Consider the following 21,692-nt stretch of genomic DNA (forward strand, 5'->3'; position numbering starts at 1 on the left):
CACTATGCGCATAGACATCATTTCGGTCCTCCCCGAGCTGCTGGAGAGCCCGCTGAACCATTCCATCATGAAAAGGGCGAGGGAAAAAGGCCTTTTAGAGGTCCATACCCACGCCTTGCGGACCTGGGCCGTCAACAAATACGGCCAGGTCGATGACTACCAGTTTGGCGGGGGCGCGGGGATGGTGATGATGTGCGAACCCCTGGTCAACGCCATCGAAAGCCTGCAGGCCAACGTCCAATATGACGAGATCATTTACCTGACCCCCGACGGCGAACGCCTGAGCCAACGCCTGGTCAACCAGCTCAGCCTCCGGCAAAACCTGATGATGATCTGTGGACATTACAAAGGCATAGACGAACGCGTACGCGAACACTTTGTCACCCGGGAGGTCTCCATCGGAGACTACGTCCTGAGCGGGGGCGAGCTCGCCGCAGCCGTTCTGACGGACGCCATCGGCCGGTTGCTGCCCGGCGTCCTCAACGACGAAACCTCCGCCCTTTTCGACTCCTTCCAGGATGACCTCCTGGCCCCGCCGGTCTACACCCGGCCCGCCGAGTTCAGGGGGTGGAAGGTCCCGGAGGTCCTGTTGAGCGGCGACCCGCGCAAGGTGGAAGATTGGCGGCACGACCAGTCGCTGGCGCGCACGCGCAACCGTCGCCCCGACCTCCTCGACGACGGCGCCTAAAACGACAAATCCCCTTCCGGGGATCTGTCCTTATCTTCAAAGCGCACCGGGCTCTTACGGTTTCTGAAAAATCTTCGGGTCCACCGTCTGGTTCGGAACCACCTTGGTGATGACGCTTTTGATCTCACCCGCCTGAGGGTTGGAGATCGTCGTCGTATAAGGGAAAATGTACCCTTCCGGCGTCGTTTTGTAGTCTGCAAAAGCAACTTCGCTGGTCACGTCTTCCCCGTTGGTCTTGACGGTCGTGATCATCTTGCTGACGTAGTAAGTGGTGGCGTCTATATAAAAAAGAAGATCGCCTTCTCCGCTCTTGGTGAGCTTTACCTTATAGTTGTCCTTGCCGGCAAGCTGTTCCTTACCCACCAGCGTGGCGGCGTACCCGTTGGCCGCATAATTCAGGAACTGGCCGCGGAGGTCCATACGGGCGGCAGATTGTTTGACCTGCTCCGTGGGAATCGGTTGGGGATCACTGTTACCGGTCATCGGATTCACCATCCAACCCGTATCCTTTGTCATCACCGTGATGATGGTCGAACCCATCACTTCGACTTCCGCGCGCATGCCCTGGCCGTTGACCACCCACACCTTTGAGTTGAGGTCATTGCCCATAACAGTCGTCGTATTTTCTTCATATACGGTCAGCAGTTTGGACAGTTTATCCTTACCGCCCATAGCCTCGATGTTCTTGTTGATGACGTCGTTCACGTCTTGTGCAAACGAGCTTGCTCCGATAAGGCTTAACGCGGCAGCAAGGAAAATGCGTTTTGTAAATTGCATATTAGGGATTTTGAAACTTTGTGGTGTCGATCGGTTGATTGAATACGACCTTGGTCATGGTCGTCACGAGCTCGCCCTGGGGCAGCTCCATCGTATAGGAGTTCGGGAGAACAAAACCTTCCGGCGTCTTTTTATAATCGGTGAAGATGATATCCTGTTCGACGCTTTGGCCGTTCATAAAGGTGGTGGTCGATGATTTGTCGACATAGTACGTGGTGGCATCTACGTAATAGGTGGCGTCCGGTTCCCCGGTCTTGGTCATTTTGATCTTGTACGTATCCTTGCCGTTGACGCTCTCTTTTCCCACAAGGGTGGCGGTATACCCTCGGTCCTTGTAGTTGAAGAAGGCACCGCCGAGCGTCATGCGGCGGGCAAAGGTCTTCACGGCTTCGTCCGGGAGGGGCTGAGGATCCGTGCTGCCGGCCATCGGGTTGATCATCCAACCCTTGTCCTTGTTGACGACGGTCACCATCTTGGAGCCCATCATCTCCATTTCCATACGGAAACCTACGTTATTGACCACCCAGATCTTGGCGGGGAGGTCGTTCCCCATGATGGAGCTGGTCGTTTCTTCGTATACGGTATTAAGGGTGGCCAGCTTGTCCTGACCGCCCATGGCGTCGATGTTCTTGGCGATGATGTCGTCCACGCTCTGGGCGAACACTTTTCCACCAAGAAGAAGAACGGTCAGGGTAACGGCTACCCATTTGGTTACTTGCATAGATTTCGCATTTGTTGCTTACAATATTATAAAACATTCCTCCAATTAGTACACCCGTTGATGTAAATGTTACATTGTCTGCTGCAAACGCCGCAAATCCGGGGGCGCCTTCGTCGCTGCAACGTATCTTCGAATGATGAAAAATGAATTCACCCTCCGGGGAAGGCTCGTAGATATCCCCCGGCAGACCATCACCAGGGTAGCCCTTACTGTATACGAAGGCAAGATCGCCAGGGTTGAGCCCCTGGAAGAAAACCCGGCAGCGACCGGTGAACCGTTTATCTGCCCCGGTTTTGTCGACGCCCACGTACACATCGAGAGCTCCATGCTGGTCCCCAGTGAATTCGCCCGGCTGGCAGTGGTCCACGGAACCGTGGCCACCGTGAGTGATCCCCATGAGATCGCCAATGTTTGCGGTTTGGAGGGGGTGAACTACATGATTGCCAATGGCCGCCAGGTTCCGTTTACCTTTTGTTTCGGCGCCCCCAGTTGTGTTCCGGCCACGGTCTTCGAAACCGCCGGTGCCACCCTAAGCCCCCGGGACGTAGAGACCCTCCTGGAAAAACCCGAGATCGGATACCTCAGCGAAATGATGAATTTCCCGGGCGTCCTGGCCGGGGACCCGGATGTTTTGGCCAAGATCGCTTCCGCCCACCGGCTGGGTAAACCGGTGGACGGACACGCCCCCGGTTTGCGGGGCGAAGCCGTCAAAGCCTATATCGATGCCGGCATATCCACGGACCACGAGTGTTTTACCATGGACGAAGCCCTGGACAAACTCCGGGCCGGCATGCACATCCTCATCCGCGAAGGAAGTGCCGCCCGGAATTTCGACGCCTTGGTGGGCCTGCTAAAGGATCACGCCGACAAGGTCATGTTTTGCAGCGACGACAAGCACCCGGACAGCCTCGTCGAGGGACACATCAACCAGCTGTGCGCCAGGGCAGTGGCAGCGGGCATGCCCGTCTTCCATGTGCTCCGGGCCGCTTGTGTTAACCCCGTGACACACTACCGGCTGGCCATAGGACAGCTTCGGGAAGGCGACCCCGCCGACTTTATCCTCCTGGACGACCTCAAAGACTTCCACGTCCGCGCCACCTATATCCGCGGCGAGCAGGTGAGCGACGGGGCAAAGACCCTCATCGAATCCACCACACCGGACCTGATCAACAAGTTCCAGACCAGGTCGATACAACCGGAAGACCTCCGGTATCCCCTTCACAAATGGGGGGAAAGCGAGCCCGAAAATTTTGAACAGGTCCGTGTGATCGAAGCCCTGGACGGACAACTCATCACCAACCGTCTCGACCTCCCCCTGACCGACCTGCGCATCCACGATAATGTCCTGGAGGGCAATCCGGAAAAGGACATCCTGAAAATGGTTGTCGTCAACCGATACCAGCGGGACGCCCCCGTGGCCAAGGCTTTTGTAAAGAATTTCGGGTTGCGGGCGGGCGCTATTGCCTCCACGGTGGCGCACGACAGCCATAACATCATTGCCGTGGGCACCAGCGACGAATACCTGGCCGAAGCCATCCGCCTGGTCATCGACAGCCAGGGCGGGATCAGTTGTGTCGTTCCAAGGAGCAGCCGCCTGCTTCCCCTTCCCATCGCCGGCCTGATGAGCCCCCTGGACGGATACGAGGTGGCCCGTGCCTATACAGCGCTCGACCAGATGGCCAAGGACGCCGGAAGCCGTCTGTCCGCCCCCTTCATGACCTTGTCCTTTATGGCCCTTCTCGTTATACCCCACCTGAAGCTCAGTGACAAGGGGCTTTTCGACGGCGATACATTCACCCTCATTTAATGCGTATGCACCCCGATAAACCACGCTGCCCCTGGTGTGAAAAGGATGACCTTTACCGGGACTATCACGACCGGGAATGGGGTGTCCCCCTCCATGACGACCGGAAGCTTTTCGAGCTCCTCAACCTGGAAGGCGCCCAGGCCGGCCTCAGTTGGTACACGGTCTTAACAAAAAGGGACAACTACCGGAAGGCTTTCGACGACTGGGACCCCGTCAAGATTGCCCGGTACAAACAGGCCCGCATCGAAAAACTCCTGGACAATCCGGGCATCATCCGCAACCGCCTCAAGGTCGAAGGGGTGGTGCTCAACGCCAAAGCCTTTCTGGCCATCCAAAAGGAATGGGGCAGCTTTGACGCCTATATCTGGCAATTCGTCGATGGCAAAACCATCCGCAACCACTGGACAAAGCTGGGACAACTGCCCGCAAAAACACCGCAATCCGACGCCATGAGCAAAGACCTGAAAAAACGGGGATTCAAATTCGTAGGGAGCACGATATGCTATGCCTTTATGCAGGCGTCCGGCATGGTGGACGACCATATGGATTTTTGTTGGAAAAGAACAGGCTGAAGCCTCCGGCGCCACAGGTTGTAGCCTCCGGCGCCTTTAGCCGATCTGCACCACCTCCCGCTTTTTCGCCTCCCTCATCCCATCCGGGATCTGCCGCAGGATCTCTTCTTTTAGCTTGTCCACCAGTTTCCGGCGCACGTAATGCCGGTGGATCGTCAGGCTCACCTCCCGTACCGGGGCGGGGTCCTTGAAATAACGCAGGTTTTTTTGCTGGCGGGCCCCCAGATCACGGGCGGCCAGTTCGGGGAGGATGGTCACCCCCGCATTCGCCTCCACCATCTTGATAAGGGTTTCGATACTGCCCGCCTCGTAATGAAAGTTATCATGGTCCGCCACCTGTTTGCGGAGCTCACAAAGGTTGAGGATCTGGGAGCGCATGCAATGCCCCTCCTCCATCAGCCACAGGTGTTTCACATCGATGTCCTCTGCAAGGACATATTTTTTCCCCCAGATCGGCTCGTTCTTGGCGGTATACACCACGAATTCCTCGTAGAACAGGGGTAGCTCCGTCAGGTGTGCATCCCCAAGGGGCGTGACCAGGATGCCCACGTCCAGCGCCCCGCTTTTGAGCTGCTCTATAATGGTCTCCGTCCTCAGTTCGGTGATGACCAGCCGCACCAGGGGATATTTTTTCAGAAAGGTCTTGACAAACAGCGGCAACAGGTAGGGTGCCAGCGTGGGGATGATCCCCACCTTCAGCTCACCCGCGATGGTACCCTGCCGTTCCCTGACCAGTTCTTTGAGGTGAGCGGTTTCTTTCAGGATGATCCTGGCCTGTTCCACGATGGGTTTACCCACCTCCGTCGTGACAACCGGCTGACGGCTCCGGTCAAAAATTTTCGCCCCGAGCTCGTCCTCCAGCTTTTGGATCATCATGCTCAACGTTGGCTGGGTCACAAAGCACTTTTCCGCCGCAGTGGCAAAATGCCTGTAGGTGTCTACAGCCACGATGTATTCCAGTTGCTGAAAATTCATAATTCCCTTTTGAATGGCGGCGCAGCCGCCTTACCCCTCCTGCCCATTCCACAACGCCCCCCCTATACTATTCCGCGACGCCCCCGTCACAGACGCCAGCGTATTTTCCTCCTGCCGCAACCGCAGCACTCCAAACAAGGCCATCACCAATGCTTCCTTGAAGTCCACCACCCCGGCTTCCGGCACCGTCGCCTGTATACCCAGCGATGCGAGGTTTTCCCGGAGTCGTTCCATCAGGAACCCGTTGTGGGCCCCGCCCCCCGTGACAAGCATCTCCCTGGCGGGCATTTCCGCCACGCGCCGGTCCGAAAGGGCCGCACCCACCTGCCGGGCGATGTGTTCCACGTAAGTCCTCAGCCCATCCTCCACCGTACACCCACTCTCCCGGATGGTCCCATAGACCATCCGGATACCAAACGCATTGTCCAGGGACTTCGGAGGCGCCTGCCGGTAATACGCCAACCCGTCCAGGGTCTTCAAAAGCGACGGAACGACCTTTCCCGAGGCCGCCAGCACCCCGTCCCGATCGAAGGGAACCCCCTTTTGCTCCGCCAGCAGGTTGAGCACCCGGTTGGCCGGGCAAACGTCGAAGGCGATCCCCGCCGCTGTATCCGATACATTGGCGATGCCGCCTAAGTTGAGAAAGTACCTCTGTCCAGGGAACAATAACTTTTCCCCGATCGGGATGATGGGCGCGCCTTGTCCCCCCAGCGCCACGTCCAGTGCCCGCAGGTCGGACACTGTCTGCAGCCCGGTCACCGCCGCAATGGCGGCGCCGCTGCCCAATTGCGCCGTCATGCCCGGAACTGACGACCCGGCGCCGTGTCCCGCTGGCGCTTCGGCCCCGTGACCCGCCGGCGCCCCGGCACCGCGGCCTCCGGCCGCCGGCTGATGAAATACCGTATGCCCATGGGACGCCACCAGTTGCACCTGAAAATCAAGCCCGCGGTCCCGTATAAAAGCATTTACTTTTTCCCCGAGAAAATGTCCATATTCCTGGTCCAGGAGCAAATACGTCCGCGCATCCAGTGTCGCCGCCCCCTCCAGCCTCGAACGCCATTCGGGGGTGTAGGGAACGGTTTCCGCGGCTTCGAAGGTATACCCCCATTTACCAGCCCCGGCATGCAGGTGCACGTAAGCAAGATCCAATCCATCCAAAGAACTTCCACTCATGAGACCCAGAACCCGGTATATCATACAAAAAGTATAGATTTGTCGGCCAAAGCTGCAATTTCGCACATTTATGGCAGTAGTCAATCTCAGCTCCACACATTCCTTATTGACCAATTGGATCTCCGAACTCCGGAACGTCGAGGTGCAAACCGACAGGATGCGCTTCCGGCGCAACCTCGAACGCATCGGAGAGGTTTTTGCCTACGAGATCAGCCGGCAACTGCCGTGGGAAGCGGCGGAAGTCGCTACGCCCATGGGTACCGCTACCGCCAAGGTCCTCAAAGAGCAACCCGTACTGGCGACGATCCTCCGGGCCGGTCTGCCGCTCCATCAAGGCCTGCTCAACTATTTCGATAAAGCCGACAACGCGTTTATTTCCGCATACCGCAAGCACCATAGGGACGGTACATTCGAGATCAGCCTCGAATATGTCAGCTGCCCGTCCCTCGAAGGCCGTGTTCTTATCGTGTCCGACCCGATGCTGGCCACCGGGGCTTCCCTCGTAAAAACACTGCAATTCCTTAAGGAAGAAGGGCATCCCTCTGAAATTCATGTCGTAGCCGCCATCGCCTGTACGGTGGGAATCGAAACGGTACTACGGAACCATCCGTCCGTACACATTTGGTGCGGCGACATAGACGACGAACTCACCGCAAAAGGGTACATTGTTCCCGGGTTGGGAGACGCAGGGGACCTGGCCTTCGGGGTCAAGGTTCAAATGTAAATTTTCCGTACTTTTATATCAATTGACCACTCTTTTACGTTTATGACGGGAAGCTTCCGGTTGAACCGCGTTAGCGCCGTAATCCTAGAAAATCCTGACTGATGAAAAAATGGCTGACATCATCATTGCTGCTGATCCTCTTTTGCACCACTGTCCGTGCACAGGATCCCCATTTTTCGCAGTTCTTCGCCTCCCCACTGACGCTCAACCCCGCCCTGACCGGTAAATTCGACGGACTCTACCGGATCGCCGGCAACTACCGCAACCAATGGCCCACCATCAATAACGCCTTTACGACCGCCACGATTTCGGCCGATACACGCATACTCGGCGACCGTATCCCGGAAAACGACGACTTCGGGATCGGTATCCTTGGTCTGACGGACCAACAAGCCGACGGCGTGCTAAACCAAAACTATATTTCCCTTTCCACCGCCTATCACAAGGGCCTGGATGAAGACGGGTATCACCAGCTGTCGATCGGATTCCAGGCGACGTATGCCAGCAGCCGGCTCGACGGAACCAAGGTGAACCTGGGGGACGAACTTGCACCCGATGGCACCTGGACGGTTCCTTCCAACGACCCCTTTGCCAACCGGGTTTTCCAACTGCATTATTTCGATTTCAATACCGGCGTACTCTACAACGGCTCGACCAGTGACCGGAACAACTTCTATATCGGCGGATCCCTATACCACATCAACCATCCCAAGGAAAGTTTTGACGACGCCAACTACTACCTGCCCACGCGCTGGACGGTTCACGCGGGGGGACATTTTCCCATCGCCGACAACGCCTCCGTCTACCTGAGCGCCCTTCACCAATCCCAGGCAGGGGCCAACGAAACCGTCGCCGGGGCGGCCATCGCCCTCAACGCCAACGACGACTGGTACGTCAATCCGACCAATGTTTACGTGGGCGCATGGGTCCGGTTTGGCGACGCCATCCTGCCCTATATATCCATGGAATTCTCCGGTTTGCAGATCGGTCTCTCCTACGATACCAACATCTCCCCCCTGAAAACGGCGTCCAACAGCCGTGGTGGTATCGAAGTGTCGCTGATCTATATCAAGAAGCCATCCGATCCCAACAAACGCCACCTCAACTGTCCGAAGTTCTAGCCGCGCGCGGCGCCTTGCTCACGTGCGCATGGCCCCTCACCGAAAACCGGTACGGTAGTAAGGCATCCTCACCGGCATAGTCCACACCGATCCGTGGAGAAGCCACAATATCCTCCGGAGCAAATACGAACGCATCCTCCGCGATATAGATGTCATTCCCCAGCAGGCTCGCGCCCGTCAAAGTCGTGCGGATGCCTAGCGCGACAGACACATTCCCGGGCCCCCTGCCCAAGGACTTGTCGCCAAAAACTTTGCCCGTTCGGCGAAGCATCACCTCCATCCCTTCCAAGGGTTCGATCCCCCGGATCAACACCGCGTGTGGCGTATCCGCTTCGTGCGTCACCACGTTGAAAAGGTGGTGGATGCCGTAACACAAATACACGTACGCGGTGCCCCCGCGTCCATACATGACCTCCGTCCGGTCTGTCCGTCTTCCGCCAAACGCGTGCGAGGCCCGGTCGATCTGTCCGGCATACGCCTCCGTTTCCACGATGCGCCCGCTGGTGTATTCGCCCCCGATCCTCGTCACCAGGACCTTTCCGATCAATTCCCTGGCGATCAGGGTCACATCCGGGCGTTCGTAAAATGCCCTGGGTAGCTTTTTTATCCGCTGCATCCGTCTAAATCAGTTATTTTCGAACCTGAAAATCGTCCTACTTGCTCAAGGAACTCATTATATCCTTCCAGTCCTATTACCAGGCACACCTGTTTATACGCCAGCACAAATTATGGAAATGGATCATTATACCGGGTATCCTTTACGCCATCCTTTTTTGCGCCGGTTTTTGGTTTTTCCTGAAGTCTTCCAACGAAGCCATCGGACACCTGACCGCCCTGCTGGGTATCCGGCGCTGGCTCGAAACCATGCAAAGCAGCTGGCTGAACTTCTTTGTCCTTTTTGACGACCTGATACTAAGGCTCGTCCTGTTGTTTTTTTATTTTTCCCTCTTCAAATACCTCATCCTCATTACGGGGTCTCCGCTCTTCGCCTACCTCAGCGAGCGCATCGACGCCATCAACATGGGGACCGACTATCAATTCCGCTGGAGGTCGTTGTGGAAGGATATGGGCAGGGGCGCCAGCCAGGCGTTGCGCAACGCCCTTTGGCAAACCGTCTATACTTTCACCCTTTTGATCGTGTCGTTTATCCCCGTGGTTGGCTGGATCACACCCCTGGTCGCCTTTCTGATAGAGTGCTATTACTACGGCTTCTCCATGCTGGACTACAGCTGCGCCCACCACGGCCTTTCCAGGTCCAGGAGCGTGGAATTTATAGGAGAACGCCGGGGCCTGGCGCTGGGCAATGGCATCGTCTTTTATGCCATGCACGTGGTCCTCGTGCTTGGATGGGTACTGGCCCCTACCTACGCCCTCGTCGCCGCGGCGCTGAGCCTTTATCCCCATAAACAACAAACGGCATGAAGGCGCGCGTTTACCTCATCCCGACCGTACTGGCCGAAGATGTCCTGGACCCCATCCCTGCATACATACTCCCCGCTGTAAAACAATGCCATGTCCTTTATGTCGAAAACGAAAGGACGGCGCGGCGGTATCTCAAGAAACTCTCCAGGGACATCGTGATCGACGATTATAAATGGACCCCCATCCACAAAGCCGAAGAGCCCGTCCTTACTGCCTTCAGGGCTGACCTGGAGGCAGGCCTTACCATCGGCATCCTCAGCGAAGCCGGCTGTCCCGGCGTTGCCGACCCCGGTCAGCTCCTGGTCGCCTGCGCGCAGGAAGCGGGGGCCGTCGTCAGCCCGCTAACGGGTCCCAGTTCGATTTTTTTGGGGCTCATGGCCAGCGGCATGAACGGCCAGCTTTTCCGGTTCAATGGGTATCTCCCCATCGAGCCCGGGGAACGGGTAAAGGCACTCCGCCGTCTTGAAACCGAGACCCACCTCACCGGCTGTACGCAGATATTTATTGAAACACCCTATCGCAACAATGCGCTGCTCGACACGATTCTGAAAACCTGTCGCCCAGTCACCCGTCTATGTATCGCACGGGACATCACGGGCCCCACCGAGGCAATAAACACAAAAACAGTAGCCTCGTGGAAGCAATCGCCTCCCGACCTTCACAAAATCCCCGTACTGTTTATATTAGGTCATTGAGGAAACTGCGTCGCTCCGCCGCCCTCCCCCTGTATCGCAATGATACTATCCACGACAAAGCGGCTCTCTCCCCGCCACGGCAAGCCGCCCAGGTATTCCTTGTAGTGTAGTTCGACGGATTTGGTTCCACTCAGCATGAGCTTGTTCGCCACTTCCTCATCGACGACGGAGAAATTGAAGACGTTGGACTGAAGCGCGCCGGCTACCTTGGAACCAAAGCCGGCCTGGATCATTTTGCCTTCGTAGGTCTTGAAGATCACACCCCTTTTGGTGACATAATTGAGGTTCCCGGAGGAGACGCCGGTACTGTATACGAAATAAAAGCGATAGTAAAAGAAAATCGCGATGATAACAACGATCACGATGGTGAGCCAGGTAACAACTTTTTTCATCTTGGGCGGGTTTATATACCGTACTTGCTTACAAGATATATCAAAGCGGTCATATTTACAGCCCCCAGCAACAATTCGCGGCGGTTGACTGCTTCAAAAACGTCATTGCCCGCGTGGTGGAAGTCGAAGTACCGCTGCGAATCCGGTAACAGCTCGCCGACCACGGCTTTGGCCCTGACCAGCGGATCCACATCGGCACCACCGCCGCCAACCCTCCATTCATAGACCCCGTAAGGCTCAAACAACGGTGCCCAATCCGTAAACGCCTTGAGCTGTGCGCCCTTGGCACCGATGGAGAAGCCCCTGGGTGTAAAGCCGCCATTGTCGCTTTCCAGTCCGAAGATGTATTGCAAACCGTCGGCCACCGCGTTATCCGAATATGCCTTTCCACCCCGTCCCCCGTTCTCCTCGTTCATGAACATCACAGCCCGGACCGTTCTCGCCGGCCGGATCCCTTGCGCCTTGAGCGCCCGGATGACCTCGATGCTTTGCACGATCCCCGCCCCGTCGTCCTGGGCACCTTCCGCCAGGTCCCAGGAATCCAGGTGTCCACCAACGGTGACCACCTCGTCCGGGTGTTCGCTCCCACGGATCTCGCCGATCACGTTATACGAAGGCGCATCGGGCAGCATCCGGCAGGACGCCTTCATAAAAATGCTCTTTACCGCGCCCTTAGCGACCAAAACATGGAGCCGCTCGGCGTCGTTCGTGCTCACAGCAAAAGCAGGAATTTTTGGCATCGTGCTGTCATAACGCGTGGTGCCCGTATGGGGGAAATCGTTGAGAGAAGTAGACAAGGTCCTCAGGATAAAACCAACCGCCCCGTATTTCGCCGCCGCACTCGGGCCCATTACCCGGTAACGAACCGCGTCGCTGTACGCCGAGAAAGTATTGACCAGGGTCTGGTTCATGGGGTAATTGAGAAAAACAATCCGGCCGCTCAGCCCCTTCTTACCCAATTTATCCAGTTCGTCAAAAGACCGGACCTCCACGACGGAGGCCGTCAACCCCGTGGCCGGTGTGCCCACCGAATTGCCAAGGGCGCATACGGCCAGCGAAACCCGCCCATTGCCCGTCACGGCGTAGGCTTCTTCTTTCGCACCCCGTTCCCAGTGCGGGACCATACAAGGCTGGAGATAGACGGTATCGGCGCCCGCTTCCCTGAGCATGGCTTCGGTCAGGGCTACCGCCTTTGCCGCGTTGGCTGACCCGGACAAGCGTGCCGGGGCTTGTTTGCACAGGATGCGCAGGTTGTTGTATGCCTGCCCGTTGGTCAGGATATCGTCGGCCATCCGCCGGATGATCGCGGAATCCTGGGCAAACGCGCCGGATACCGGGAAAACAAGAACCCAAAGAAGTTTTCTCATAAATAAGTTAGGTTACCGGGGTTACACCAACGGCTGTGCTAAGCTAATTAAATCTCCCTAACTTCACTCCCGCAAAGAACGAAAACAAATGAGAATCGGGATAGTCTGTTATCCGACTTTTGGAGGAAGCGGTGTACTCGCCACGGAGCTGGGCAAGGCCCTTGCCGACAAAGGGCACTCGGTCCACTTCATCACCTACCGGGAGCCGGTCCGCCTGGGTGGATTCAACGCCAATATCTGCTACCACGAGGTGCGCGTACCCACCTATCCCCTTTTCGACTATCCGCCCTACGAATCGGCCCTGGCCTCTACCCTGGTGGACGTCACGCTCAACGACAACCTCGACCTCTTACACGTCCACTATGCCATCCCTCACGCCTCCGCGGCGTACATGGCCCAAAAGATCCTGGAGAAGAACCAGGGCCGGAAGATCCCCTTTATTACCACCCTCCACGGAACCGACATCACCCTCGTGGGTAAGGACCAGACCTATGGTCCGGTGGTTGCCTTTTCCATCAACGAGTCGGACGCCATCACCGCCGTGTCCGACAACCTCAGGGAAGAAACCCTGAAGACCTTCCCCATCAACAAACCGATACAGGTCATCCACAACTTTGTCGACGTAAAACGGTTTCAGCGCAAGCCCTTCGACGCTTTCCGCAAGGTCATCGCCCCGGGAGGCGAGAAGATCCTACTCCACGCCTCGAACTTCCGGAAGATCAAACGTGTCGAGGACGTGATCCGCATCTTTGCCGAAGTCCGCCGGGCGCTCCCCGCCAAGCTATTGATGGTCGGTGACGGACCGGAACGGCACATGGCCGAATCCTTATGCCGGGAAACCGGGTTTTGTGACGACATCCGTTTCGTGGGCAAACAGGAGCAAATGGAAGACATCCTGGCCATCTCCGACCTGTTCGTCCTTCCCTCCGAATACGAGAGCTTCGGCCTGTCCGCGCTCGAAGCCATGGCCGCGGGCGTCCCCGTCATCTCCACGGACGTGGGTGGCCTGCCGGAAATCATCCTCCAGGGGGAAACCGGTTTTATGGGCAGGGTGGGCGACGTCGAGGCGATGAGCAGGCACGCCATCCAGATATTGCAGGATGACACGCTTTACAAACAAATGAGCGCCCAAGCCAAAGCACAGGCGCGAAAATTCGACATCCACAACATCGTGCCCCAGTACGAAGCGTTGTACCAACAATTTATCGGGAATCGCTCTTAACGGTTAGCGGGCGTTTGGCCGCAACCACGGCTCGGGATCCAGCGAATTCAAATCCCTCAATAGGCTGAAGTCGATCTGACCGTTTCCGGAATCATCGGCGGCCACCGCCCCGATCACCTGGCCCGTATGAACCTGGTCTCCCTTTCCCACCGATACGGAGGACAGGTTGGAATAGGAAGTGAAGTAGTTCCCGTGTTTGATGATGACCACCGTATGCCCCGCCACGTCGGGAACGGAAGATACCACCCCGTCAAACACGGCTTTTACCGGCGTCCCCACCTCCGCACCGATGGTCAGGCTCGGATTAAAATAATCCAGCTTGGTGCCTTCGATGATGTTTTTGCCATAATGCGCGACGACGTATCCTTTCGAGACAGGCCACGGTAACCTCCCGTGGTTCGTAACAAAACTGGAGGCCAGTTTTATCTCCGCGTCATTACCCAGCAATACGCTCGTATGGACGCTTTTGGGTTTCTCCACCGTGGGCGCGTCAGACGGAATGGCACTGGACCTGTTTGCCGGAGCGGCCGGCGTCCTGGCGGCGGCGGCCGCACTCGCGGCGGCACGATCCCTGGCGTCCTTGGCCGCCGCTTCCCTCTGGGCAACTTCTATTTCGTGCCGGACGGCTGTCTTGATTGCCAGTTGCAATTGGTTGTATTCCCTTTGCTTCCTGCTGATCGTTTTTGACAATTCCTTTTCCTTCGACTTCAGACCGGCCACGACCTCGTCCTTTTCCCGTTTTTCCTCTTCGAGTTTTGCCCGGGCCTTGCTGTCGTTTGTCAAGACCTCCCCCTTGGCCACCTTGGCGTTGGCGAAGTCCCGGGCCTTGTGGGTAATCAACCCTTCGGTTTTCAGGATCTCCGTGACCTGTTGTTCCCGGTTTTGCCGGTACGACTTCAGGTATTCCACCCTGCGAACGGCGTCGTTAAAACTGGTGGCGGAGAAAATAAAGTTGAGAAAGTCATAGCTGCTCCGGTTCTTGTACGCATAAATAAGACTCTTTGCGTAATTGGCCTTCAGCGTATCCAGGTCTCCCCGGAGCCGGTAGATCTCCCGGTTAATAAAGAAAAGGCTGTCGTCGACCGCGCGGATCTGTGCGTTGATGTTTTCGATTTCGCGGTTGCGCAGGCGGATTTTTTGCTGGACCAGGTTAAGCTGGCCCAGGCTTTCCTTCTTGTTTTTCTTGATTTCGTTGTACGTATTGTTCACCTCTTCCAGCTCCCTGAGCATATCCTGGCGCTGCTTTTCAAGTTCGGTCCTGGACTGCTGGGCCGCGACGGGCATGCACCGCCAGACACACAACAGGAGTAGGACAAAGGGTAATACGCGCATGTGGCAATTTAACTAAAAAAAACGGTATACGGGCGCCGTTTATTGCCCCGCCTCACTTTATCCGCCTATACTTTTTCGGCACGTTAAAGGGATACGTCAACGGCAGGTTGAATTCAAATTGCTTGAAGTTGAGCTCGATATCCACCCTGGACTTCTCCGAAAGGTTGATGCTCCTCGTTGTAGGGAAAAGGATCCCTCCCTGCGACACATAATCGTCATACGTCAGGTCCGCCGTACGGTTACGCGTAGGGTCTACGTCGTCCAGCTTGGAATGCATGATCCGGTAATCCCCGTTGGCCAGCGTCACCAGGTTTTTATACTGATCCCCCGCACTCAGCAGGTAGATGGACGCCGCGCCCTGCCGGTAGGACGTGATGCGCGTGCTGTCAAAAAATACCAGGTTACCGACGATGAGGTCCTGGAGCTTGGGCAGGTCGAGCGGAAGTTCGGCCACGTCCTGGAGATAGGACAGCGGCCGCACCGTATAAGTATTGGCCAGCTTGTCATAATAGCGCAGCGTATCCTTCGTGATCAGCACCCGGAAACCGCCGATCCCCAGCGGGCCCGAGATGTCGATCCAGATGATGCTGTCTTTCTTCATGTGGATGAATGCCGTAAAATCAGGCTGGTGGCCCTGCTCATTGCTATAATCCACCCGGACCTTTGCCGAGAAGGTGGTATAGTCGATATGGTGGCCAAACATCCCCGTAAGGACGCTGTACAAATGCGCCAGGGAATCCGGCGCCTGGTCTTTGTGAACGATCACCAGCGCCGTTGTATCTTTTTTATTGATGACCTGCTGTATCTTTTTGGTGGACCGGCAACCGGCCCAAAAGCTGGCGCCAAGAACCAACGCCGCCAAAACCGCAACATAACGCATTTAATATAATTTATTGATGCCCCGTATGCCCGAACCCGCCGGCCCCTCTTTCGGTGGTGCCGATCTCCGCAACCTCGACCAAGGTCACTTGTTCAACCTGCTGGATGACCATCTGGGCCACGCGGTCACCCGGGTTGATCACCTGGGGTTCTTTGGACAGGTTGATGAGGATGATCTTGATTTCGCCCCTATAGTCCGCGTCGATGGTACCCGGGGTATTCAGACAGGTCAGCCCCTGTTTGATCGCCAGACCGCTCCGGGGTCTTACCTGGGCTTCGTATCCCTCCGGCAACTCGATAAAAAGACCGGTAGGAACAAATGCCCTTTCCAGGGAGCCCAGGGTAAAAGGCTCAGGAAGATCCGCCCGAAGGTCCATCCCAGAGGACCCGCTCGTTGCGTAAGCCGGCAGGGGATTGGCCGACTTGTTGATGATCTTGATGTGTACGTTTGGCATGGGTGCAAATGTAGGATATTTGTGTTGGCGCAGCGACCTAAGCGGGCAATTTAGACCGCTGCGCCAACACCGCTAATGATGGCCCTTCGGGCAGGGCGCCCGTGGCGCCCTTAGTTTACCCGCTCCAGCAATACCACGGCGTGTGCCACCAGCCCCTCCTCCCTACCCACGAACCCCATTTTTTCGGTGGTCGTGGCTTTTACCGAAACATCGCCCGTGGTGAGCCCGAGGATACGGGCGATGACCTCCTGCATTTGGGGGACATAGGGCTTTATTTTGGGCTTCTCCAGGCAAAGGGTGCTGTCCACATTGACGACGCGGTACCCCGCCCGCCCGATCAGCTCCACGCTCCTGGCCAGCAGGATCTTTGAATCGATCCCCTTGAACTCCGCCGACGTATCCGGGAAATGGGTGCCGATGTCCCCCAAAGCCGCGGCGCCCAACAAGGCATCGCAAATGGCATGCAGCAATACATCCGCGTCGCTGTGCCCCAGCGCCCCTTTGTCCGCGGGCACGAGCACGCCCCCCAACCACAGGTCCCTCCCCACCACCAATTGGTGGAAGTCAATGCCATACCCAATCCTGAACGACATACAGAAAGTTTTGTGCAATGTTAGGAAAAAAAAAGCCGCCCTCGGGGGCGGCTTTTCCTATCGTTTTCAAGAGAATTAGTTGCTGGAGGAGCTGCTTTCCGAATGCCCAAGGTCAAACAACACCCCAAACCGGAGGGTATTGCTCAACGGGTTCCGGGTCGTACCGCTGCCCGAAGGCACCAGGTAGGAGAAGTTCAACCCAAAAGCCTGGTACTTCAGGCCTATGCCCAAGGAGAAATATTGAAGATCGCCCTGGGATTTGTCTTCGTAGTAATACCCCGCGCGAAGCGCAAACTGGCTGTTGTACCAGTATTCGGCGCCCCCCGAAATCTGCAGAAGCTTGAGCTCGTTCGAGAAGCCACCCGCGTCCCCGAAGGAGCTGAACCAGCTGGAGACGATGTTCTTGCTCCGGTACTGGATCAGGGTGCTGTCCGTGAAGTCGGAAGGGGGTGTGGGCACCAGGAGCTTGTTTATATCCACGTCGAAGGTGATCTTGTTGTATTCGTCGAAGACCTTGGTATAGGCAGCACCGATACCCAGGTTGGCGGGGATATAGTCCTTGGCCTGGGCGTCGTTGGTGTAGGATATCTTATTACCCAGGTTCGTGATGGCGGCGGCAAAAGACCACCCGCCCTCGTTTTCCTTTACCCCGTTGTAGTACCAGGTGATGTCACCCGCCACGGAAGTACCCGCCTTGTACTGAACACCGGAATTGTTCGGGTCACCCGTTGCCAGCTTCGAATTGATGTACCTCAGCGCGATGCCCAGGCTCATTTTATCCGACAGCTTGCGTGCATAACCCAGGTCCCAGGCAAATTCCCGGGGATTTTGAGAGGTCTGGGGGTTGCCGTAGGCATCTGTGAACTCGATATTGCCCAGGTTAAAGTAACGGATAGAAGACGTCAGCGCCTGGTTGTCGTCCAGCTTGTAATAGCCGGCGGCGGACAAAAGGTATACGTCGGTCACCCCGATGTCCTTGAGCCAGGGAGAGTAGGTCAGTCCAAGTCCCCCCTTTTTATCCATAAAGGGAATCTTCGACTGGTTCGTAAAGATGCTGTTCACGTCAGGGGCGATCGCCAGGTTGGCGTCCCCCATCCCGCCCGAACGGGCGTCTGCGGAAATGCGAAGCATTGGAACTGCCGTAGTGACGATGGGCAACCCACCGTTTTGGGCAAAAACACCACTAACAGTACAAGCAGATATCAGCGAGGCGGCAATTAGTTTCAGGTTGATTCGTTGGTTCATCAAGTACATGGATTTTTAAAAGCGAGGTATTAAATTTTTTTTCATATCTTCTGGCATTGAGGGAAGCATATATAATTTTAATTTTACAAAAGTACCATCTTATTCATAGCACTCGCCGTCTGGCCACTGGGCGTCCGCACCTGGAGTTCGAACAAATATACTCCTTTACCGAGTTTATTACCAAAATCATCGCGGCCGTCCCACTCCAGGTCAGAAGAACGGTCTCCGGTTGATATTATTGTTTTCCTGATCGTTTTTATTATTTTCCCAGTGACCGTTAGCACCCGGACCATGACCTCCAGGGACTCTCCCGGGTGGTTGTGTTCGAACCAGAACTGGGTATGGGTGGTAAACGGATTGGGATAGTTCAGAACATGGGAAAGCACCAATTTGGTGTCTCCTTCAACCACAAATGTAAGGGTAACCTCCGAAGAGTTATCGGCTACGTCCCAGGCCCGGATGAGCAGGGTATGAAGACCCGGTGTCAAGGTCGGCAAAGGGAATTGAACCGTACCGCTCTGGTAGCTGTTCGTCGCGGCCTCATAAAACCGGTTCAGTATGTACGGGTTTGCGGTATTTCCGTCCAGGACCGCGGTCAGGTCGTGCCCGACACCCGTACCCGTCGTGTTGATCCCAAGAGAATCAAAGAGGTTGAGCAACAACACCGGATTCTGGTTGGTGATCGACCCGTTGACAAACCGATTGTCGTTCAGATACGCCTTGATCACCGGACCCGTGCTACTCAAGGCGACCCCGGACCCGGTCCCGCCGACCAGAATCGAATCCGATCCACACACATCCGTGGCCCCATTGTCCGCATAGTAGAGGATCTTTCCAAAACCTAAAGTATAGTCGATGTCTTTGGGTACCACAAAAGTAATCTGGAACTTCCCCCCGGTCACCGTCGCCTTCCCTTTATACAGGATGCTGTTCCACTGGGTAAAAGTAGTAACGAGACTCCCCGCATTGTTCCCTCGTGTTTTTGTCGCCACCGGTTTGTCATAGACCGTCACATACGCCGTCCCGCTGAAGATGGACGGCAGCTGACCGGTAAGGGTATATTTATTTAACGCCTTTAGCGTATCCTGTCGCACGGCACGCCCGTTCGCCTGAAGACCCGCCGGAAACACCTTCGGAAAAGCCAGCGTCAGCGCCGGATCGCCGATCAACGTAAACTTTCGGTTGTTCACGACGTCCGCGTACGTTTGATACGTATTGTTTTTCCCGGTTCTGACCGCGTTACCCAGGCTGGGTATACGCACCTGTGTCTGTAAGGCCGCCTGCATGTAATTGGTGTTCATGATCAGGTTCGAAAAGGCAAACACGTCCCGGGTCGTCGTCATCAAGGCGATGGCGCCCGTAAGCGGTTGCAACACCACCCTTTCTCCCAGCGATTGTATCTGCGGATCGTCATACGGTGCGAAATTACACGTCGCCGTAATCAGCAGCGGCAGGTGCGCGGCGTTGGACCAGGCCGCCACTGTCGACGCATCCAGGACGTCCTCATTGGATAATCGTGTGTCCCCGCCGTGGCCGTTGTAATTCATGAACAACGTACCCTCGTACATTTCCTCGTTGATCGCCTCCACCACTTCCGGGTAACGACCGCCACCCGAGGTCGCCTGTTCGGGATAGGCGTCCAGGTAGATCTTGTCCAGATGATCCTGGGGCGCCGCCTGTGCTGCCGTGGCCGAAATGCTTTCCGCATCCTGTAAGTGAAGGTTCTGGTCTCCGTCGTCCGCCACAAACGTCGCTTCCGTCCGCCATGGGCCCAGCGTCTGGCCGGTCTTGTAGGCCATCACCTTGTCCGTGAAGTGCTGCGCATCCGCGAGGGTGGCCGCGGGCACGCGCCCTATTCCGATGTCCAGCAGGTCGACCTGTGTAGGATCGTTGATGTTGTCTCCGTCCTTCAGGAAACCAAAGAAGTCATCGGACGTGTAGGTATTGAGCGGGTCCAGGCTGTTTACGCTTTCGTAGCAAGGCACCAGGTTGTCGTTCCCCGGTATCCGGTGTTTATAGTCATACGATCCGTCTCCGAACAACAACAGGTACCTCGGTTGTTTGGTCGTGTCTCCCCCGGCCCGGTCGTAATACATCTTTACGAAGTCCCGGATCGCCGTTGGATCCGGAGACCCGGAGGCAAATTCATTAAAAACCTGCGGGGTGGTCACCACCTGTACCCGGAGGCTGTCGTGCGCCTGGTGAAACGCCGCCAGCCTTTGCGCCTGTGCCAGGAGCGACGGATGTGTCACGATCAGCAGGTCTTCTACCCCGCTGCCATGGAGGTCCTGGTTCGCTACCGCGCCCAACGCCTGCGGTACAAAAGCGCCCTGGGGCGAAAAGGCCATGTATTCCCTCAACCGCGTGGCATCGTCCGCAAAAGCCAATTGTCCGCCCGACAACGACGTCTGCATCCGCAAGGGTATTTGCGCATTGGTCACGTCCCACACCTCGTCCCCCTGTGCCGCGCCGGTAATGGTAAAACCCGCTTCCTGCCGGGGTCCTACGCTGTTCCAGTCCCGGAACCCGAACTGTCCCGCCCCGTTGAAATCGAGGCGCCGCTGCAAGATCAATTCCCACCAGCCCAGCCAGGCTTCGGCGTCGAGGGCAGGGGAGGAAAAATCAAAACGGAGGTGCAGGCTGTCGGGGTTCTCCGGCACCGGACCGGTCAGGGTCGATTCATAGGCAAAAATATCGTAAGCGCCATTGGACGTAGCCTGGATCGTATGCGTCTGGATGATCGAATCGTTTACCCTGACGGTAACCACACCCGGGCTTCCGATGCTCCGCGACAAAAAGTCCGTCGTAAGGCTGGCACTCGCGCCCGCTACAAAACCGGGCTCCAGGGCGTCAAAGTTCAGCTCCGTGCTGTTCCCCGGCATATCCGCCATTTGTTCCCCATACCAGGCCTTCCCGCTCGACAGGAGGTTCAGGCTATCCAGTTCGTGAAAGTTGTGGTCTTCGTACGTCGTCACCTGCACGGTGGGTACACCTTGAACACCCTGGGCCCCCACCCTCGCCCCTGCACCGGGCAAGGTCACGCTCAGGAAATAATACGCCGTGTCCGAAAAAAGGTTTTTGATGTGGTGAAATGTCCGGTTCACCGAATCCGCCGTCCAACTATGAGGACCCGGTGCGTAGAAGAGAAGGTACGCTCCCGGCCCAAACACCCCTGTTCCGCCGTCCGCCACCTCGATCGACACTTCCTGGAGGTCATCCACCCGGGACGCTTTGTTGTCTTCCGGAACCATGGCCCCCCCATTGCCAAAAAGCCGGAAGGCCGATGACGGTAAAGACTGAGCGCCCACGCCCAGCTTTTGTAATACCGACGCGTCTATCCGGTAAATCCCCGGTGTCGTGACCCCCAATTTGTACCAGTTCCCGCTGGATAAAATAGAATGCGCCCGGTATATCCGCTGGCCGGAGGCCTTTGATACCCCCAACAAAGCCATCGATATCCCCCACCCAAAAGCAGTCAGTCGAGCCCATCGGCCCCATTTTGTCCAGCGCATGACAACAAAAATCCGTCTAA

General features: G+C 56.6%; 21 protein-coding genes. 8 read left to right on the plus strand and 13 right to left on the minus strand.

What is annotated here, in order from left to right; translation table 11 throughout:
* The first annotated feature begins 4 nt into the window (after positions 1 to 4).
* Positions 5 to 688 carry a tRNA (guanosine(37)-N1)-methyltransferase TrmD gene (gene trmD / locus EDB95_RS01640; RefSeq protein ID WP_133989920.1) on the plus strand — a complete coding sequence of 228 codons (684 nt, stop codon included), beginning with the start codon at positions 5 to 7 and terminating at the stop codon, positions 686 to 688.
* A 54-nt stretch (positions 689 to 742) separates the two neighbouring features.
* On the opposite strand, the gene EDB95_RS01645 is transcribed toward trmD, so the two are convergent.
* Entirely contained in the window at positions 743 to 1,465 is a 723-nt protein-coding gene (locus EDB95_RS01645) for a LolA-like protein (protein WP_133989922.1), read from the minus strand.
* A 1-nt stretch (position 1,466) separates the two neighbouring features.
* Positions 1,467 to 2,186, minus strand: coding sequence for a LolA-like protein (locus tag EDB95_RS01650; RefSeq protein ID WP_133989924.1), 720 nt, complete (start codon positions 2,184 to 2,186; stop codon positions 1,467 to 1,469).
* 136 nt (positions 2,187 to 2,322) lie between these two features.
* Between EDB95_RS01650 and ade the strand changes: the two genes are divergently transcribed.
* Positions 2,323 to 3,993 carry an adenine deaminase gene (ade, locus tag EDB95_RS01655; RefSeq protein WP_133989926.1) on the plus strand — a complete coding sequence of 557 codons (1,671 nt, stop codon included), beginning with the start codon at positions 2,323 to 2,325 and terminating at the stop codon, positions 3,991 to 3,993.
* A 5-nt stretch (positions 3,994 to 3,998) separates the two neighbouring features.
* On the plus strand, positions 3,999 to 4,565 hold the full coding sequence (locus EDB95_RS01660; RefSeq protein ID WP_133989928.1) for a DNA-3-methyladenine glycosylase I: 567 nt from the start codon (positions 3,999 to 4,001) through the stop codon (positions 4,563 to 4,565).
* 36 nt (positions 4,566 to 4,601) lie between these two features.
* On the opposite strand, the gene EDB95_RS01665 is transcribed toward EDB95_RS01660, so the two are convergent.
* Together EDB95_RS01665 and EDB95_RS01670 are read right to left on the minus strand one after the other, a co-directional pair.
* Entirely contained in the window at positions 4,602 to 5,540 is a 939-nt protein-coding gene (locus EDB95_RS01665; RefSeq protein ID WP_133989931.1) for a hydrogen peroxide-inducible genes activator, read from the minus strand.
* Between the two features lie 30 nt (positions 5,541 to 5,570).
* A complete protein-coding gene (locus EDB95_RS01670; RefSeq protein ID WP_133989933.1) occupies positions 5,571 to 6,737 on the minus strand; it encodes an anhydro-N-acetylmuramic acid kinase in 1,167 nt (388 codons plus the stop codon).
* 46 nt (positions 6,738 to 6,783) lie between these two features.
* Here EDB95_RS01670 and upp point away from each other — a divergent pair, with 46 nt between their 5' ends.
* Positions 6,784 to 7,437, plus strand: coding sequence for a uracil phosphoribosyltransferase (gene upp, locus EDB95_RS01675; protein ID WP_133989934.1), 654 nt, complete (start codon positions 6,784 to 6,786; stop codon positions 7,435 to 7,437).
* 101 nt (positions 7,438 to 7,538) lie between these two features.
* Positions 7,539 to 8,558 (plus strand): PorP/SprF family type IX secretion system membrane protein, encoded by a 1,020-nt coding sequence (locus tag EDB95_RS01680; RefSeq protein ID WP_133989936.1) that lies wholly within the window; start codon positions 7,539 to 7,541, stop codon positions 8,556 to 8,558.
* Here EDB95_RS01680 and EDB95_RS01685 read toward each other — a convergent pair.
* Positions 8,539 to 9,174: a DNA-3-methyladenine glycosylase gene (locus EDB95_RS01685; RefSeq protein WP_133989938.1), complete on the minus strand. Its 636-nt coding sequence runs from the start codon at positions 9,172 to 9,174 to the stop codon at positions 8,539 to 8,541. The two genes, EDB95_RS01680 and EDB95_RS01685, sit on opposite strands and share 20 nt — an antisense overlap.
* A 41-nt stretch (positions 9,175 to 9,215) precedes the next feature.
* Here EDB95_RS01685 and EDB95_RS01690 point away from each other — a divergent pair, with 41 nt between their 5' ends.
* On the plus strand, positions 9,216 to 9,980 hold the full coding sequence (locus tag EDB95_RS01690; protein WP_133989940.1) for an EI24 domain-containing protein: 765 nt from the start codon (positions 9,216 to 9,218) through the stop codon (positions 9,978 to 9,980).
* The gene (locus EDB95_RS01695; protein WP_133989942.1) at positions 9,977 to 10,675 is read left to right on the plus strand and encodes an SAM-dependent methyltransferase; all 699 of its coding nucleotides are present in this window, start codon (positions 9,977 to 9,979) and stop codon (positions 10,673 to 10,675) included. The genes EDB95_RS01690 and EDB95_RS01695 overlap by 4 nt, the downstream gene beginning before the upstream one ends.
* Here the strand turns inward: EDB95_RS01695 and EDB95_RS01700 are convergent.
* Positions 10,669 to 11,067: a hypothetical protein gene (locus EDB95_RS01700; protein ID WP_133989944.1), complete on the minus strand. Its 399-nt coding sequence runs from the start codon at positions 11,065 to 11,067 to the stop codon at positions 10,669 to 10,671. The two genes, EDB95_RS01695 and EDB95_RS01700, sit on opposite strands and share 7 nt — an antisense overlap.
* A gap of 11 nt (positions 11,068 to 11,078) precedes the next feature.
* Positions 11,079 to 12,434 (minus strand): M20/M25/M40 family metallo-hydrolase, encoded by a 1,356-nt coding sequence (locus EDB95_RS01705; RefSeq protein WP_133989946.1) that lies wholly within the window; start codon positions 12,432 to 12,434, stop codon positions 11,079 to 11,081.
* Between the two features lie 88 nt (positions 12,435 to 12,522).
* On the opposite strand from EDB95_RS01705, the gene bshA reads away from it, so the two are divergent.
* Entirely contained in the window at positions 12,523 to 13,656 is a 1,134-nt protein-coding gene (gene bshA, locus EDB95_RS01710; protein WP_133989948.1) for an N-acetyl-alpha-D-glucosaminyl L-malate synthase BshA, read from the plus strand.
* A 3-nt stretch (positions 13,657 to 13,659) separates the two neighbouring features.
* On the opposite strand, the gene EDB95_RS01715 is transcribed toward bshA, so the two are convergent.
* The 6 genes from EDB95_RS01715 to porU all read right to left on the minus strand — a co-directional run bounded on the left by EDB95_RS01715 (position 13,660) and on the right by porU (position 21,672).
* Positions 13,660 to 14,988, minus strand: coding sequence for a murein hydrolase activator EnvC family protein (locus EDB95_RS01715; RefSeq protein ID WP_133989950.1), 1,329 nt, complete (start codon positions 14,986 to 14,988; stop codon positions 13,660 to 13,662).
* A 52-nt stretch (positions 14,989 to 15,040) separates the two neighbouring features.
* Positions 15,041 to 15,868, minus strand: coding sequence for a DUF4292 domain-containing protein (locus EDB95_RS01720; RefSeq protein WP_133989952.1), 828 nt, complete (start codon positions 15,866 to 15,868; stop codon positions 15,041 to 15,043).
* 10 nt (positions 15,869 to 15,878) lie between these two features.
* Complete coding sequence (gene dut, locus EDB95_RS01725) at positions 15,879 to 16,322, minus strand: dUTP diphosphatase (protein WP_133989954.1); 444 nt, start codon at positions 16,320 to 16,322, stop codon at positions 15,879 to 15,881.
* Positions 16,323 to 16,432: 110 nt separating this feature from the next.
* Positions 16,433 to 16,915 (minus strand): 2-C-methyl-D-erythritol 2,4-cyclodiphosphate synthase, encoded by a 483-nt coding sequence (gene ispF, locus EDB95_RS01730; RefSeq protein ID WP_133989956.1) that lies wholly within the window; start codon positions 16,913 to 16,915, stop codon positions 16,433 to 16,435.
* A 75-nt stretch (positions 16,916 to 16,990) separates the two neighbouring features.
* Positions 16,991 to 18,160 carry a type IX secretion system outer membrane channel protein PorV gene (gene porV, locus EDB95_RS01735; protein ID WP_133989958.1) on the minus strand — a complete coding sequence of 390 codons (1,170 nt, stop codon included), beginning with the start codon at positions 18,158 to 18,160 and terminating at the stop codon, positions 16,991 to 16,993.
* Between the two features lie 83 nt (positions 18,161 to 18,243).
* Positions 18,244 to 21,672 (minus strand): type IX secretion system sortase PorU, encoded by a 3,429-nt coding sequence (gene porU, locus EDB95_RS01740; RefSeq protein ID WP_133989960.1) that lies wholly within the window; start codon positions 21,670 to 21,672, stop codon positions 18,244 to 18,246.
* Positions 21,673 to 21,692: the final 20 nt, after the last annotated feature.

Origin of the sequence: Dinghuibacter silviterrae (genome assembly GCF_004366355.1) — a bacterium.
Taxonomy (GTDB): Bacteria; Bacteroidota; Bacteroidia; order Chitinophagales; family Chitinophagaceae; genus Dinghuibacter; species Dinghuibacter silviterrae.

Excerpts from the sequence above, each read along its gene's own strand:
- trmD (WP_133989920.1), top strand. The coding sequence starts at position 5 with ATGCGCATAGACATCATTTCGGTCCTCCCCGAGCTGCTGGAGAGCCCG.
- EDB95_RS01645 (WP_133989922.1), bottom strand. The coding sequence starts at position 1,465 with ATGCAATTTACAAAACGCATTTTCCTTGCTGCCGCGTTAAGCCTTATC.
- EDB95_RS01650 (WP_133989924.1), bottom strand. The coding sequence starts at position 2,186 with ATGCAAGTAACCAAATGGGTAGCCGTTACCCTGACCGTTCTTCTTCTT.
- ade (WP_133989926.1), top strand. The coding sequence starts at position 2,323 with ATGAAAAATGAATTCACCCTCCGGGGAAGGCTCGTAGATATCCCCCGG.
- EDB95_RS01660 (WP_133989928.1), top strand. The coding sequence starts at position 3,999 with ATGCACCCCGATAAACCACGCTGCCCCTGGTGTGAAAAGGATGACCTT.
- EDB95_RS01665 (WP_133989931.1), bottom strand. The coding sequence starts at position 5,540 with ATGAATTTTCAGCAACTGGAATACATCGTGGCTGTAGACACCTACAGG.
- EDB95_RS01670 (WP_133989933.1), bottom strand. The coding sequence starts at position 6,737 with ATGATATACCGGGTTCTGGGTCTCATGAGTGGAAGTTCTTTGGATGGA.
- upp (WP_133989934.1), top strand. The coding sequence starts at position 6,784 with ATGGCAGTAGTCAATCTCAGCTCCACACATTCCTTATTGACCAATTGG.
- EDB95_RS01680 (WP_133989936.1), top strand. The coding sequence starts at position 7,539 with ATGAAAAAATGGCTGACATCATCATTGCTGCTGATCCTCTTTTGCACC.
- EDB95_RS01685 (WP_133989938.1), bottom strand. The coding sequence starts at position 9,174 with ATGCAGCGGATAAAAAAGCTACCCAGGGCATTTTACGAACGCCCGGAT.
- EDB95_RS01695 (WP_133989942.1), top strand. The coding sequence starts at position 9,977 with ATGAAGGCGCGCGTTTACCTCATCCCGACCGTACTGGCCGAAGATGTC.
- EDB95_RS01700 (WP_133989944.1), bottom strand. The coding sequence starts at position 11,067 with ATGAAAAAAGTTGTTACCTGGCTCACCATCGTGATCGTTGTTATCATC.
- EDB95_RS01705 (WP_133989946.1), bottom strand. The coding sequence starts at position 12,434 with ATGAGAAAACTTCTTTGGGTTCTTGTTTTCCCGGTATCCGGCGCGTTT.
- bshA (WP_133989948.1), top strand. The coding sequence starts at position 12,523 with ATGAGAATCGGGATAGTCTGTTATCCGACTTTTGGAGGAAGCGGTGTA.
- EDB95_RS01715 (WP_133989950.1), bottom strand. The coding sequence starts at position 14,988 with ATGCGCGTATTACCCTTTGTCCTACTCCTGTTGTGTGTCTGGCGGTGC.
- EDB95_RS01720 (WP_133989952.1), bottom strand. The coding sequence starts at position 15,868 with ATGCGTTATGTTGCGGTTTTGGCGGCGTTGGTTCTTGGCGCCAGCTTT.
- dut (WP_133989954.1), bottom strand. The coding sequence starts at position 16,322 with ATGCCAAACGTACACATCAAGATCATCAACAAGTCGGCCAATCCCCTG.
- ispF (WP_133989956.1), bottom strand. The coding sequence starts at position 16,915 with ATGTCGTTCAGGATTGGGTATGGCATTGACTTCCACCAATTGGTGGTG.
- porV (WP_133989958.1), bottom strand. The coding sequence starts at position 18,160 with ATGAACCAACGAATCAACCTGAAACTAATTGCCGCCTCGCTGATATCT.
- porU (WP_133989960.1), bottom strand. The coding sequence starts at position 21,672 with ATGCGCTGGACAAAATGGGGCCGATGGGCTCGACTGACTGCTTTTGGG.